Origin of the sequence: Candidatus Skiveiella danica, assembly GCF_022705245.1 — a bacterium.
In the GTDB taxonomy this organism is placed as follows: domain Bacteria; phylum Pseudomonadota; class Gammaproteobacteria; order Burkholderiales; family Burkholderiaceae_C; genus Skiveiella; species Skiveiella danica.
This window is the reverse complement of the sequence record NZ_JAKJEW010000005.1, coordinates 101,070-114,279: the sequence shown is the minus strand read 5'-3', so window position 1 is coordinate 114,279 and position 13,210 is coordinate 101,070. Positions and strand designations below refer to the sequence as shown.

Below are 13,210 nucleotides of genomic sequence, written 5' to 3'. Positions count from 1 at the left end.
TTCCGCCAATTTGAACCCTAAGTGATTGATTCACTTGGGGTTTTTCATTTTGGTGCTCCTGGCCTTGTCCCGTCATTGGGTTTGCACCTTCAAACGGGGCCGGGTTTGCTTCATGCCCTTGCCGCCTCCGGCGACCCTCGTACTGTCGTGGCCCGCGATCCACGATCCCGCTGCCCGGAGCCCGCCCCTGCCTGACGGAACAGGAGCAAGCAGCAATCCGTTTGAGGAGTGGCTGGTTGGTGATCGGTCGGCACGCGGCAGACCATAATCATCCTTTTTTGGGTTCTCGCATGAAACTGGAATCTCCTATCGATCCTTCGTTCTCGCGCCCGGCCGTTGCGGCGTTTGTTCTTGCTGGATGCGCGCTGTTCTCCGGCTGCGCGACCAATGATTCCATGACCATCAGCGGCACGGGCATCACCGCCACCGATTCGGCGCGGCTCACGCGCAGCGGATTCCTTTCCGATTTCGCGCGACTGAAACCGACGACCTGGGGGCAGGGCATTGAGTGCTGGCGCGATTCGAAGCTGGACGCGCGCAGCTACGACAAGGTCCTGATTTCGCGCATTGTGGTTTCGCTGGCGCCGGCCAAGGCCGGTAGCGGGGCGCAGACGATCGACCCCAGCGATCTGAAGACCCTGACCGACTACTTTCACAACTCGTTGGTCCAGGCCCTGAAGCCGCAGATGCAGGTTGTCGACAAGGCCGGGCCCGGCGTGCTGGTCATGCGCATTGCTCTGACCGATCTCGTGCCCACCGTGGTCACCGACAGCCTGGCCGGCACGCTGATTCCCTACGCGTTCGTGGCCGAGGCCGGATCGGGCGTGGCCACGGGAAGACCGGCCGGCTCGACGCCCTACATGGGTGAAACCGGAATGGAGATGCAGTTCCGCGATGGCGCCACGGGCGCCGTCCTCGGCGAGTGCCGTGACACCGAAATCGGACGCAAATACGCCGCTGACGTCAATGCAGGGGCTGCGGGGGCGGCACAGACCTGGGTCGGCGGCTACCTGAACTCGTTCCAGGCCTGGTCCTATGCCCGCAACGCATTCGACAAATGGTCGAGCCTGGTGGCGCAACGCCTCGCGCAGCTGCGGGGCGCATCCGCGCCAGCCCAATAATGGCGTCGACCTCGGCGGCGGTGCTACACGATGGTCAGGCTCAGGGATGGAAGCGGTGAGCTGAATCTGGCTGTCCAGCGATCACCGGCCTTGACCGGCCAGGCATCGGTCCAGGTGCCGGTCGTGACCACGTCGCCCGCCGTCAGGTCGGGCGCGCCCGGGCATTGGCGAAGTTCCGTCAGAAAGTGAAGAAGGGCCTGCAACGGGCTGTCCAGCACGTTGGCGCCCGCGCCCTGCTCGACAAGCTGTCCGTCTTTCAGCAGAGACACCTGGGCCGCCGCGAGTTGATGATGCAGGCCCGATGCGGAGGATGCGAGGGCCGCGACCGGGATTTTTCGGCCGACGATCAGCCGGGCGTGAAGGCCCCCGTCGGCAACCGTGTCGGCGGCCTTGAACTTCCAGTCGGGCCGATGGGACTGCACCACCTCGAACCCCGGTGCCACCCAGTCCAGCGCGTCAAAGAGCTCGTCCAGCGATGCGTCCGGGACGGGCGTGCTTTTCATGCCGAAAACCGCTTCAGGCTCCAGGCGGGGCTGGCAGGTACCTGCCGAGGACACGATGCCGTGTTCGTCAACGAAGCTCAGGGTGGTGTCCCACACCGTTCCCCAGATGGGGGCAAAGACGTTGTAGCGCGCCCAGATCTGGCGGTTGGTGAATCCGATTTTGAAGCCTCCGGGGCGTTCGCCGCGTGCGATGCGCAGCGCCCGAACCGCCAAGGCCTGTTGATAGGCCTCTTTCACGCCGAAGCCGGGCTCGTCACTGGGCGCGCCGTTCCACAGTTGTCCGCTGTCGGTGTGTTCGAGCAAGGTGTGCGGGTCCATGGATGCTCTTTCAAACGATGGTGCGGCCTTGATCAGGTCCCGGCGTTGATTCGGAAAAGGGTCCGGCGCAGCCGTGGCCGAACCAGCATGGAGCTCTGAAGGCCTGGCCGCCTACCGCTGTCCGATCCGGATGTCACCGAACAGCCCGGTCAGCTCGCGCGGCTGCGATCGCCAGTATTGCCGCGGGGCCTGCACCCTCGCACCCAGTTTCGCGGCCGCGTGCCAGGGCCAGTGCGGGTCGTAAAGCATCCCGCGGGCCAGTGCCACCAGATCGGCCTGGCCAGTGGCAACAATCGCTTCGGCCTGTTCCGCCTCGGTGATCAGGCCCACCGCGATCGTCGGCAGGCCGGTGGCGGTGCGGATGGCCTCGGCAAACGGCAGCTGGTAACCCGGTCCGAGGGCAATCTTTTGCAGCGGCGACACGCCCCCGCTGGAGACATGGATGAAGGCACAACCCCGCTGGCGCAGGGCCTGGCTGAATGCGATGCTCTGCTCGAGATTCCAGCCGCCGTCGACCCAGTCGGTGGCCGATAGTCGGATACCGACCGGATAGCCAACCGGCAGGGCGGCGCGCACCGCCTCGAACACCTCCAGCGGGAAACGCATCCGGTTCTCCAGCGAGCCACCGTAGGCGTCGGTGCGCTGGGTTGCAATCGGCGAGAGGAACTGATGCAACAGGTAACCATGCGCGGCGTGCAACTCGATGGCGTCGATGCCGATCTTTTGCGCGCGCACCGCGGCATCGGCAAAGGCCTGTTGGATGCGTGCCAGTCCTGCGGTGTCCAGCGCCTGTGGCGGCGCTTCGCCGGCCGCGTGCGGCAGGGCCGATGGTGCCAGTGGCAGCCAGCCGCCATCGCCGGGCGCGATCAGCTGTCCGCCGTCCCAGGGTGCGCGGCTGGATGCCTTGCGCCCGGCGTGCGAGAGCTGGATCGCCACCGGCATGGGGGAATGGCGCCGCGCAGTGGCCAGAACCCGGGCCAGCGCGGCCTGCGTCGCGTCGGACCACAGGCCCAGGTCGCCGGGGCTGATGCGGCCCTCGGGTGTCACGGCCGTGGCCTCGATGATCAGGAGTCCGGCGCCTGACAGCGCCAGCTGCCCCAGATGCACGGTGTGCCAGTCACTGGCCTCGCCGTTCTCGGCCGAGTACTGGCACATGGGGGCGATGACGATCCGGTTGGCCAGTTGGATCGGGCCAAGGTGAAAGGGTGAGAAGAGGGCGCTCATGGATGCCATTATTCCTCGACCCCGGGGCAGTCGCGCAGGTGCAACGCAGTGCCCCGCGCGGGCAGTTACCATCGCTCGTCGACCCACTTCCCGGATCCTGCCCCATGACCGACACCCCGCAGCGTGAGAGGCTGGAGAAGCCGACGCTCATCTACCCGTTCAAGTCGGCGCCCGAGCCCGGCAAGGTGCAACAGATCGCACCGGGCGTGGTCTGGATGCGCATGCCCTTGCCGATCGCGCTCGACCACATCAACGTCTGGGGCCTTGAGGACGACGAGGGCTGGGCCGTGGTGGACACCGGGATGCGCACTGATGAGACCCTGGCTGCCTGGCGCGAACTCTTTGCCTCCACCACCGAGCAGCGGCCGTTGACCCGGATCTTTGGCACCCACATGCATCCGGACCACATCGGCATGGCCGGGTGGCTCACGCGCAAGTTCAACTGCAGGCTGTGGATGACGCGGCTGGAGTACCTGAACTGCCGCGTGTTGACCGCAGATACCGGTCGTGAGGCACCCGACGACGGTGTCGCGTTCTATCGCCGGGCAGGCTGGAGCGAGGCGGCGCTGGAGAATTACCGGGCCCGATTCGGCAATTTCGGCAAACGCATCCACGCCCTGCCTGAGAGCTACCGCCGCATCGTCGATGGGGAACTGATCCGCATCGGAGGCAATACCTGGAGGGTCATCGTCGGCACCGGCCATTCGCCGGAGCACGCCTGCCTGTACTGCGCCGAACTCAAGCTGCTGATCTCGGGCGATCAGGTCCTGCCGCGCATCTCATCCAACGTGTCGATCCACCCGACCGAACCCGACGCCGACCCGATGCGCGAATGGCTGGAGTCGCTGGCCAAGCTCAAGCGCGAGGTGCCCGACGACGTGCTGGTGCTGCCGTCGCACAACGAGTGCTTCCGCGGGCTGCATGCGCGTCTGGACTATCTCGGCGCCTCGCAGGGCCGCACGCTGGACCGGCTTCGCAAGACACTGAAGGAGCCTCGGCGTGCGGTTGATGTGTTCGCGGCGCTGTTTGGCCGGGCCATCGACGAGTCGGATGCCGGTTTGCTCAACCTGGCCACGGGCGAGAGCCTGGCCTGCCTGAACTACCTGTGGCACCGCGGTGAGGTGCGGCGATCCCTGGATGGCGCGGGCGTGGCCTGGTACCGGATGGAGAGCTGAAGGTATCCCGTATTTGCCCGTGTCGATGCGGGCCTCAAGAGTACGGCCGCTTTGCGCGCCCGGCCGGCAATGCCGCCTCCTCTCAATCGTCGATCGATGCGCTCCAGCGATCGCCCCAGGCCTTGCCAATGTCGCGCCGGTCGCGTTTGGTGGGCCGGCCGTGGGCGATGCCCAGCGCGGGCTCTGGCGCGAGTCGGCGCTGTTCCGCGGCGCGTTCACGCTCGACGACGCTGTCGGCGGTTTCTTCGTAAAGCGCCTGGGCCACCGGGGCCGGGCCGCGCATGCCCGAGATGCCCCGAACGATAACGGTGCGCCGCACCGGTCCCTGCTGCAGCGCCACCGTATCGCCGGACTTGACCTCTCGCGAGGGCTTGGCGTCCTGCCCGTTGACCTGGACCCTTCCGCGACCAATCTCCTCCACGGCGAGGCTACGGGTCTTGTAGAAGCGGGCGGCCCACAGCCACTTGTCGATGCGCAGTTTTTCCATCAAGGCGGATTGTGCCCCGGGTCGTTGGCCCTTGGCAGTCGCACCGTGGCATCCAGGCCGGCCGTGCGCCCGCGCTCGATCCGGTTCTCCAGGCTGATGCTGCCGCCGAGCGCTTCGGCGATTTCCCGGCAGATGGCCAGTCCCAGCCCCGATCCGTGGCGTACGTCGCCCGCGGAGAAGGGCTGGAACAGGCGTGCCGCCATTTCGCTGGCGATTCCCGGTCCGCTGTCGCCGACGGTGAGTGCGACGGTGCGCGAGTCGGCCACCACGCGCACCGCCAGCGGCGCGCCGTCCGGGGTGTGCTTGATCGCGTTGTGCAGGAGGTTGCGGGCCAGTTCCTGCAGCATCCACTGGTGCGCGACGACCGGAGCCGGCGTGGTCTCGATCGTGAAGTCGATGTCCTTGCCGGCGATGAGGGGCGATAGGTCGAGCGCCACCGCGCGGACCGCATCGGCCAGGTCACGCACACCCTCGCCGGTCTGCTGGCGAAGCTGCTCCACCTTGGCCAGCGCCAGCATCTGGTTGGCAAGTGCGGTTGCACGGTCCACGGTTTCATTGATTTCCTCGAGCGCCTGCCGGGGCTCGACGTCGCCGCGCAAGGCCGATTGCACCTGGGTCTTCAGCACCGCCAGGGGCGTGCGCAGCTGGTGCGAGGCGTCGCGCACAAAGCGTTTCTGGTGCGCAAGCAAGTGCTCCAGACGGTTCATCACCGCATTGGTGGCATCGACCAGCGGCAGCAGTTCCCGCGGGGCGTCGGGCGCGTCGATCGGGGTCAGGTCGCCCTCGGGTCGAGCCTGGAGCTCGGCACTCAGCTTTCGCACCGGCCGGGTGGCGCGCTGGACCACGACCACGACCACCAGGGCAATCACGCCGACCAGCAAAGCCTGGCGCCACAGCGTATCGAGCAGCATCTGCCGCGCCAACGTGTGGCGCAACTCCAGCGTCTCGGCCACCTGGATCACGGCCATGGCCCTGCCTCCGGTGCCGGTGACTGGCTGCAGTAGGGCGGCCACGCGCACCGGTTCACCGAGGTAGGTGTCGTCGTAGAAGTCCACCAGCGCGGCGTAGGCCGGCTTGTCGGGGATGCGTCCCTGCCAACGGGGCAAAGCGGTGTAGCCTGAGACCAGCTCGCCGGTCAGGTTCGACACCTTGTAGTAGATGCGGCTCTGGTTGTCGGCCTCGAACGCTTCCAGTGCGGAATAGGGCACCCGCGCCCTCAGCCGGGCGTCGTCGTCGTAGCCTTCGACGTCCAGCTGCTCGCTGATCGACTTGGCCGAGGCCAGCAGCGTGCGGTCATACGCGGTCGTGGCCGCGACCTGTGCCTGGCGGTACAGGCTCCAGGTGTTGATCACGACGAAGAGGCCGACCGGCAGCAGGATGCCCAGCAGCAGGTAGCGCCGCAGCGACAGTGCGCGCGCCGAGGTGGACGCGGGCCGCGCCGCGCCCGCCGGGACAGCACCCATGGGTTCGCTCACGTCGCAACCTTCAGCAGGTAACCCAGGCCGCGCAGCGTGACCAGCATCACGCCGCTGTGCGCCAGCTTCTTGCGCAGACGGTAGGCCACGACCTCGATGGCCTCGTATTGCACATCCTCGGCGCCCGGGAAGACCTGCTCGAACAGATGCTCCTTTGATACCGCATGCCCGGGCCGGGCCATCAGGGCCTGCAGCAGGGCCAGTTCGCGCGGGGCCAGATCCAGCACCTCGTCTCGGCAGTAAATGGCGCCGCTGTGGCGGTCGTGCCGCAGGCTGCCCAGGCTGACCGATGCGCCGGGATCGTCGCCGGCGGGGGGGCGGACGCCGGCGCGCCGAGCCAGCGCGCGCACCCGCGCCTCCAGTTCATCGAGGTCGAATGGCTTGGGCAGGTAGTCGTCCGCGCCGGTGTTCAGGCCGATGATGCGGTCGCCCACCGTGCCGCGCGCGGTCAGGATCAGCACCGGGGTGGCCCAGCCCTTGCCGCGCGCGCGCTGCAGCACCTGCAGGCCGTCCAGACCGGGCAGGGTCAGGTCCAGCACGACCACGTCGGGTTGAAACGCGGGCCATTTCTCAAGGGCCAGACCGCCATCGCCGCAGGTCGCCACCTCCATGCCGCGGCGCGACAAGCTGCGCTGCAGCGTGGTTTGCATCGTGGGGTTGTCTTCGACCAGCAGCAGTTTCATGGGGGCGACATTAGCACTTTCCCTGATACACCGGACAGCCGTTTGACAGCTTTCGGCCGCATGATCGGTGGGTTATTCATCTGTACCAAGGAGATACTCATGCGTCGCGACACCTTTCTCAAATCCATGGCTGCACTGGCCGTTTCGGGCGGCTTTCCCCTTTCGGCACTGGCCGGAGCCAACATCAAGATGATGATTCCGGCCAATCCTGGAGGCGGCTGGGATACCACGGGACGTGCGCTCGGAAAGGCATTGCAGGATGCCAAGGTGGCCGATACGGTGACTTATGACAACAAGGGCGGCGCCGCTGGCGCCCTGGGCCTGGCCCAATTTGTCAATGGCAGCAAGAGTGATCCGAACGCCATGATGGTGATGGGCCAGGTGATGCTGGGTGGCATCATCACTGGCAAGCCCCCCGTAAACCTCAGTACCGCCACGCCACTGGCGCGGTTGACCAGTGAATACAACGTCTTCGTGCTGCCCGCCAACTCCCCTTTCAAGTCCATGAAGGAAGTGATCGAACAACTGAAGAAGGATCCTGGCAGCGTCAAATGGGGCGGCGGGTCGCGGGGCTCCACTGAACACATCGCGGCCGCCATGATCGCGCGCGAAGCGGGCGTCGATGCCTCCAAGATCAACTATGTGGCTTTCCGTGGGGGCGGCGAGGCCACGGCGGCCATACTGGGTGGTAACGTGACCATCGGCGGCAGCGGTTACAGCGAGTTTTCCGAGTACATCGCCGCAGGCAAGATGAAGGCCGTGGCTGTCACATCGGGCACCCGGTTGAAGGGGGTCAATGTGCCGACCCTCAAAGAGCAGGACATCAACGTCGAGATTGGTAACTGGCGCGGTGTCTACGGCGCGCCCGGCATCACGCCGGATCAGGCCAAGGCCTTGATCGAGATGGTGGTCAAGGCCACCAAGTCCAAGGCATGGGCCGAGGCGCTCGAAAAGAACAGCTGGACACCTGCGCTGCTGACCGGCGCCGAGTTCGCCAAGTTCGTCGACAATGATTTTGCCTCGCTGCGCGCCACGATGGTGAAGTCCGGCATGATCTGAGAAGCGTCATGGCTCAAGACAAGCGCAACCCGTCCTTCTTGCATGCGCTGGTGGGCCTGGGGGTGGTCGCGATCGCCCTCGGATTGGCCTTTGGCGCAGTCAGCATCCCGTCCGCGGCCGGGTATGCGGGTGTCGGTCCCAATTTCCTGCCGTGGCTCGTCTCGGGGGCGCTGTTCTTGTGCGGGGGCTTCATGCTCTATGAAGCACGCACTGGCGGATTCCGCCATATGGAAGAAGGCCCGCCAGGCGACCAAGCTTACTGGCCCGGCTTCGTCTGGATGTCCGCCGGCTTGCTGGCCAATGCGGCTTTGCTGACCACGATCGGCTTCATCTTCAGTTGCGCCCTGTGCTTTGTGCTGGCGGCGCGGGGCATGCGCAACGCGGAAGGCCAGGCGACGGACGGCCTCAGGACCTGGGTCCAGGACGGTGTCACCGGATTGCTGATTGCGGCGCCGGTCTACTGGATGTTCACGAAATTCCTGGCCATCAATCTGCCAGGCCTGACACAAAGCGGGTGGTTGTGATGGATATCTGGAGCCAGCTGATTCAGGGCTTTGTCACGGCGGGCACGCCGGTCAACCTGCTGTGGGCGTTTGTCGGTTGTGCGCTGGGCACCGCCGTCGGCGTGCTTCCAGGTATCGGTCCTGCCACGGCAGTGGCCATGCTGCTGCCGATCACGGCCAAGGTGGATGCGACGGCGTCGATGATCTTTTTTGCCGGCATCTATTACGGTGCCATGTACGGCGGCTCGACCACGTCGATCCTGCTGAACACCCCGGGCGAAACCTCCAGCATGGTCACGGCCATGGAAGGCAACAAGATGGCCAAGAGCGGGCGTGCCGGTGCGGCGCTGGCCACGGCCGCCATCGGTTCGTTCGTCGCGGGCACGATCGCCACGATCGTGGTGACCCTGTTTGCGCCGGTGGTGGCCGAATTCGCGGTCAAGCTCGGCCCGCCGGAATATTTCATGCTGATGCTGCTGGCGTTCACCACGGTGAGTGCGGTGCTCGGGCAGAGCACCTTGCGTGGGCTGACCTCCCTGTTCGTCGGTTTGGCCGTGGGCCTGATCGGCTTGGACCAGATCACCGGCCAGGCGCGCTACACCGGCGGGGTGCCCGAACTGCTGGACGGCATCGAGATCGTGCTGGTGGCGGTTGGCCTGTTCGCGGTGGCCGAGGCCCTGCATGCGGTCCTGTTCGAGGGCAAGATCGTCGAGTCCGAGAACAAGATGAGCCGGGTGACCATGACGCGCGACGACTGGCGCCGCTCGATCCCTGCCTGGCTGCGGGGCACGGCGATCGGCGCGCCGTTCGGCTGCATTCCCGCCGGGGGCACCGAGATTCCGACCTTCCTGAGCTACGCCGCCGAGAAAAAGCTGGCCAAGGAGGCCGACAGGGCAGAGTTCGGCCGCAAGGGCGCGATTGAGGGGGTGGCTGGCCCCGAAGCGGCGAACAACGCGACGGTGACCACCGCGCTGATTCCGCTGCTGACGCTGGGCATCCCGGTTTCCAACACCACCGCGATCATGCTGGGCGCGTTTCAGAACTACGGTATCCAGCCCGGGCCGCAACTGTTCAGCAGTTCGGCGGCGCTGGTCTGGGCCTTGATCGCTTCGCTCTACATCGGCAACGTGATGCTGCTGGTGCTGAACCTGCCGCTGGTGGGTTTCTGGGTCAAGCTGCTCAAGGTGCCCAAGCCCCAGCTGTATGCCGGCATCCTGATCTTCGCGACGGTGGGCGCCTATGGCATGCGCCAGAGCGCCTTCGACCTGTTCCTCCTGTACGCCATCGGCGTGATCGGTCTGATCATGCGGCGCTTCAACTTCCCGACGGCGCCCGTGGTGGTGGGCATGATCCTGGGGCCGCTGGCCGAGGCCCAGCTGCGCAACGCCATGTCGATCGGCGAAGGCAGTCCGATGGTGTTCCTGCAGCGCCCGATGTCGCTGACGCTGCTGTTCATCGTGCTGTCGGTGCTGATCCTCCCGCGCGTGGTGAGCTGGTGGCAGGGCCGAAAGGCTGCTGCGAGGGCCGTCTGATCTCATTTTCAGGAGATAAAGTGCCTGATCCCAGCGTGAAACGGTCGTGAGCAGCTACAAGTTCAGGAGTAATTTCGGCGGAAAGAAGGCGGGGTTACTCGTGCGTCCGGCGCGGTAACATCGCCGCATGAACACCCCCATGCCCCGCTTGCCGGTGTCCCAGCGGGATCTCCCGCGGGACGCGCAGAGCATCCTGGAGCTGGCCGCACGCTCGATGTTCGACCTGTTCGCCAACGCCAGCGAGGGCATGCTGCTGGTGGACCGCGAGGCCCGCGTGGTCTGGATCAACGACCAGTACCGCCGCTTCCTGCCGGCGCTGGGGTTCACGCGCGAAGAGGATTTTGTCGGCCATCCGGTGTCGGCCGTGGTGCAGAACACCCAGATGCACAAGGTGCTCGAAACCGGCAAGCCGATCCTGATCGACCTGCTGTCCAACCGCGCCGGCACCTTCGTCGTCAGCCGCATTCCGCTGCGCGATGCCGACGGCGCGGTGATCGGCGCGCTGGGCATCGTGCTGTTCGACCAGCCCGAGACCAATCTTCAACCGCTGATCGCCAAGTTCTCGCTGGCGCAGCGCGACCTTGACGAAGCGCGGCGCGAACTGGCCACCCAGCGGCTGAAGCACAGCGCGGGCAAGCGGCAGTCCAAGTACACCTTCACCAGCTTCGTGGGCACCAGCGCGGCGGCGGTCGAGGTCAAGCGCCAGGCGCGCCGGGCGGCGCAGTCGAGCAGCCCGGTGCTGCTGCTGGGCGAGACCGGCACCGGCAAGGAGTTGCTGGCCCATGCCATCCATGCATCGTCGGCGCGCGCGCAGGGCCCGTTCATCAGCGTCAACATCGCCGCGGTGCCAGACACCTTGCTGGAGGCGGAGTTCTTCGGTGTGGCGCCTGGCGCCTACACCGGCGCAGAGCGCAAGGGGCGTGACGGCAAGTTCCGCCTGGCCGATGGCGGCACGCTGTTCCTCGACGAGATCGGTGACATGCCGCTGGCGCTGCAGGCCAAGCTGTTGCGCGCGCTGCAGGAGGGGGAAATCGAGCCGCTGGGCTCCAACAAGCTGATTCCGTTCGACGCCCGGGTCATTGCCGCCACCTCGCGCGATCTGGTGAAGCTGGTGCGCGAAGGCAACTTTCGCGAAGACCTGTATTACCGCCTCAACGTGCTGCCGATCCGGGTGCCACCGCTGCGCGGGCGCAGCGAAGACCTGGCGGCGCTGGTCGAGGCTCTCGGGGAGGACATGGCGCTGCGAAGTGGCGAACAACCCCCCGAACTGAGTTCCGAGGCGCTGGCGCTGCTGGCCCGACAGCCCTGGCGCGGCAACATTCGCGAACTGCGCAACGTGCTGGAACAGGCGGCCATGCGGGCCGACTCGCACTTCCTCGGGCGCGAGCAGATCGAGGCCGTGCTGCGCGAGACGGCGGGTGCGCGCATTGGCCCGGCGGACGACGCGTTCCGGCTGGCACTGAAGCCGGCCGGCGCTTCGGGCGCGCCGGTGTCCCCCAACCTGCTGCGCCCGCTGGACGAGCAGGTGGCCGAACTTGAGCGGGCGGCGATCGCCGCCGCGATGGACCGGTGCGGCGGCAACAAGGTGGCGGTGGCCCGGCTGTTGGGCATATCGCGCGCCAAGCTGTACGAACGCCTGCGCCCCGCGGATGAGGCGGGCGCCTGAATCGATTGGCACAGCCTGAACCTGTCCGATGACGGGTCGTTGATGTCAAGGGATAACCCTGATCAGATTTCAGGCAGATGGCTGAAATACATACAACTTCAATGTCTGATAATAAGACATATGATCCAAAGTTCATTGAAAATTCCAATGAAATCAAGGCTTTCCAAGTTGGCATGATGCATGCACAGTCATGGCCAGCAACTACAGGAGACTTTTCATGCAACGTCGTCAACTGATGGCTCTCGCGGTTCTGGCGGCTGCGATTGCAGCACCGGCCTTCAGCCAGTCCAAAGAAGTGAAGATCGCCGTCATCGCTAGCAAGACCGGCCCGCTGGAGGCCTATGCCAAACAGACCATCGTCGGCTTCAACATGGGTCTGGATTACGCCACGGGCGGCACGATGATGGTGGCCGGCAAGAAGCTGGTCGTGATCGAAAAGGACGACCAGGGCAAGCCGGACGTGGGCAAGGCCGCGCTGGCCGCCGCCTACGGCGACGACAAGGCCGACATCGCGGTGGGCCCCACCGCCTCGCCGGTGGCTCTGGCCATGCTGCCCGTGGCCGAGGAATACAAGAAGGTCCTGCTGGTCGAGCCGGCGGTGGCCGACTCGATCACCGGTGACAAGTGGAACAAGTACATCTTCCGTACCGGGCGCAACAGCTCGCAGGACGCCGCCGCCAACGCCGCAGCCCTGGACAAGCCGGGCAACGTGATCGCCACGCTGGCCAATGACAACGCCTTCGGCCGCGACGGTGTCAAGGCCTTCAAGGAATACATCAAGAAGGGCAAGTTCGTCCACGAGGAATACCTGCCGGCAGGCACCACCGATTTCACGGCCGGGCTGCAACGCCTGGTCGACAAGATGAAGGATCAGCCGGGCCGCAAGTATGTCTGGGTGGTCTGGGCCGGTGCACCGTCGCCCTTCAGCAAGTTCGCCGAGCTTGAGCTGCAAAAGCGATACGGCATCGAGATGGCCACCGGCGGCAACATCCTGCCCGCGATGGTGGCCTACAAGCAGTACCCCGGCATGGAAGGTGCGCTGTACTACTACTTCGGCATCCCGAAGAACAAGGTCAACGAATGGCTGGTGGCCAACCACTACAAGCAGTTCAAGGCACCGCCTGACTTCTTCACCGCCGGCGGCATGAGCGCGGCCATCGCCGTGGTGGAAGCACTGAAGAAGACCAATGGCGACGCCAGCGCGGCCAAGCTGATCCCGGCCATGGAAGGCATGAGCTTCGAGACGCCCAAGGGCAAGATGACCTTCCGCAAGGAAGACCACCAGGCCATGCAGGACATGTACCACTTCAAGATCAAGAACGATCCGGCCTTCGCCTGGGGCGTGCCCGAGCTGGTGCGCGAGATCCCCGCCAGCGAAATGGCCATTCCGATCCGCAACAAGCGCTGATGTTCGGCGCCTGCGCAGCGGCCATGCGTCGTTGCGCAGTGCGCGAGAACCTCACG

General features: G+C 65.8%; 12 protein-coding genes. 7 read left to right on the top strand and 5 right to left on the bottom strand.

Annotation, left to right across the window (positions count from 1 at the left end):
* Positions 1-290 precede the first annotated feature (290 nt).
* Positions 291-1,121, top strand: a complete 831-nt coding sequence (locus ACMUOY_RS04555; RefSeq protein ID WP_413891509.1) for a DUF3313 domain-containing protein — start codon at positions 291-293, stop codon at positions 1,119-1,121.
* A 23-nt stretch (positions 1,122-1,144) separates the two neighbouring features.
* Here ACMUOY_RS04555 and ACMUOY_RS04550 read toward each other — a convergent pair whose 3' ends face one another.
* Together ACMUOY_RS04550 and ACMUOY_RS04545 are read right to left on the bottom strand one after the other, a co-directional pair.
* Positions 1,145-1,942 (bottom strand): 2-keto-4-pentenoate hydratase, encoded by a 798-nt coding sequence (locus ACMUOY_RS04550; protein ID WP_413891508.1) that lies wholly within the window; start codon positions 1,940-1,942, stop codon positions 1,145-1,147.
* A gap of 111 nt (positions 1,943-2,053) precedes the next feature.
* Positions 2,054-3,166, bottom strand: a complete 1,113-nt coding sequence (locus tag ACMUOY_RS04545) for an NADH:flavin oxidoreductase/NADH oxidase (protein ID WP_413891507.1) — start codon at positions 3,164-3,166, stop codon at positions 2,054-2,056.
* Between the two features lie 104 nt (positions 3,167-3,270).
* Between ACMUOY_RS04545 and ACMUOY_RS04540 the strand changes: the two genes are divergently transcribed.
* Positions 3,271-4,341 carry an MBL fold metallo-hydrolase gene (locus tag ACMUOY_RS04540; RefSeq protein ID WP_413891506.1) on the top strand — a complete coding sequence of 357 codons (1,071 nt, stop codon included), beginning with the start codon at positions 3,271-3,273 and terminating at the stop codon, positions 4,339-4,341.
* An 82-nt stretch (positions 4,342-4,423) separates the two neighbouring features.
* Here the strand turns inward: ACMUOY_RS04540 and ACMUOY_RS04535 are convergent, their stop codons facing one another.
* The 3 genes from ACMUOY_RS04535 to ACMUOY_RS04525 are packed head-to-tail and all read right to left on the bottom strand — an operon-like array spanning position 4,424 to position 6,986.
* Positions 4,424-4,828 (bottom strand): RNA-binding S4 domain-containing protein, encoded by a 405-nt coding sequence (locus tag ACMUOY_RS04535; protein ID WP_413891505.1) that lies wholly within the window; start codon positions 4,826-4,828, stop codon positions 4,424-4,426.
* The gene (locus tag ACMUOY_RS04530) at positions 4,828-6,291 is read right to left on the bottom strand and encodes a sensor histidine kinase (RefSeq protein WP_413891562.1); all 1,464 of its coding nucleotides are present in this window, start codon (positions 6,289-6,291) and stop codon (positions 4,828-4,830) included. The genes ACMUOY_RS04535 and ACMUOY_RS04530 overlap by 1 nt, the downstream gene beginning before the upstream one ends.
* Positions 6,292-6,299: 8 nt before the next feature.
* Complete coding sequence (locus ACMUOY_RS04525; protein WP_413891504.1) at positions 6,300-6,986, bottom strand: response regulator; 687 nt, start codon at positions 6,984-6,986, stop codon at positions 6,300-6,302.
* A gap of 99 nt (positions 6,987-7,085) precedes the next feature.
* Between ACMUOY_RS04525 and ACMUOY_RS04520 the strand changes: the two genes are divergently transcribed.
* The 5 genes from ACMUOY_RS04520 to ACMUOY_RS04500 all read left to right on the top strand — a co-directional run bounded on the left by ACMUOY_RS04520 (position 7,086) and on the right by ACMUOY_RS04500 (position 13,154).
* Positions 7,086-8,045: a Bug family tripartite tricarboxylate transporter substrate binding protein gene (locus ACMUOY_RS04520; protein ID WP_413891503.1), complete on the top strand. Its 960-nt coding sequence runs from the start codon at positions 7,086-7,088 to the stop codon at positions 8,043-8,045.
* Positions 8,046-8,053: 8 nt separating this feature from the next.
* Positions 8,054-8,569, top strand: a complete 516-nt coding sequence (locus ACMUOY_RS04515; protein ID WP_413891502.1) for a tripartite tricarboxylate transporter TctB family protein — start codon at positions 8,054-8,056, stop codon at positions 8,567-8,569.
* Positions 8,569-10,080, top strand: coding sequence for a tripartite tricarboxylate transporter permease (locus tag ACMUOY_RS04510; RefSeq protein WP_413891501.1), 1,512 nt, complete (start codon positions 8,569-8,571; stop codon positions 10,078-10,080). The genes ACMUOY_RS04515 and ACMUOY_RS04510 overlap by 1 nt, the downstream gene beginning before the upstream one ends.
* A 127-nt stretch (positions 10,081-10,207) precedes the next feature.
* Positions 10,208-11,746 (top strand): sigma-54 interaction domain-containing protein, encoded by a 1,539-nt coding sequence (locus ACMUOY_RS04505; protein WP_413891500.1) that lies wholly within the window; start codon positions 10,208-10,210, stop codon positions 11,744-11,746.
* 217 nt (positions 11,747-11,963) lie between these two features.
* Positions 11,964-13,154, top strand: coding sequence for a substrate-binding domain-containing protein (locus ACMUOY_RS04500; protein WP_413891499.1), 1,191 nt, complete (start codon positions 11,964-11,966; stop codon positions 13,152-13,154).
* Positions 13,155-13,210 lie beyond the last annotated feature (56 nt).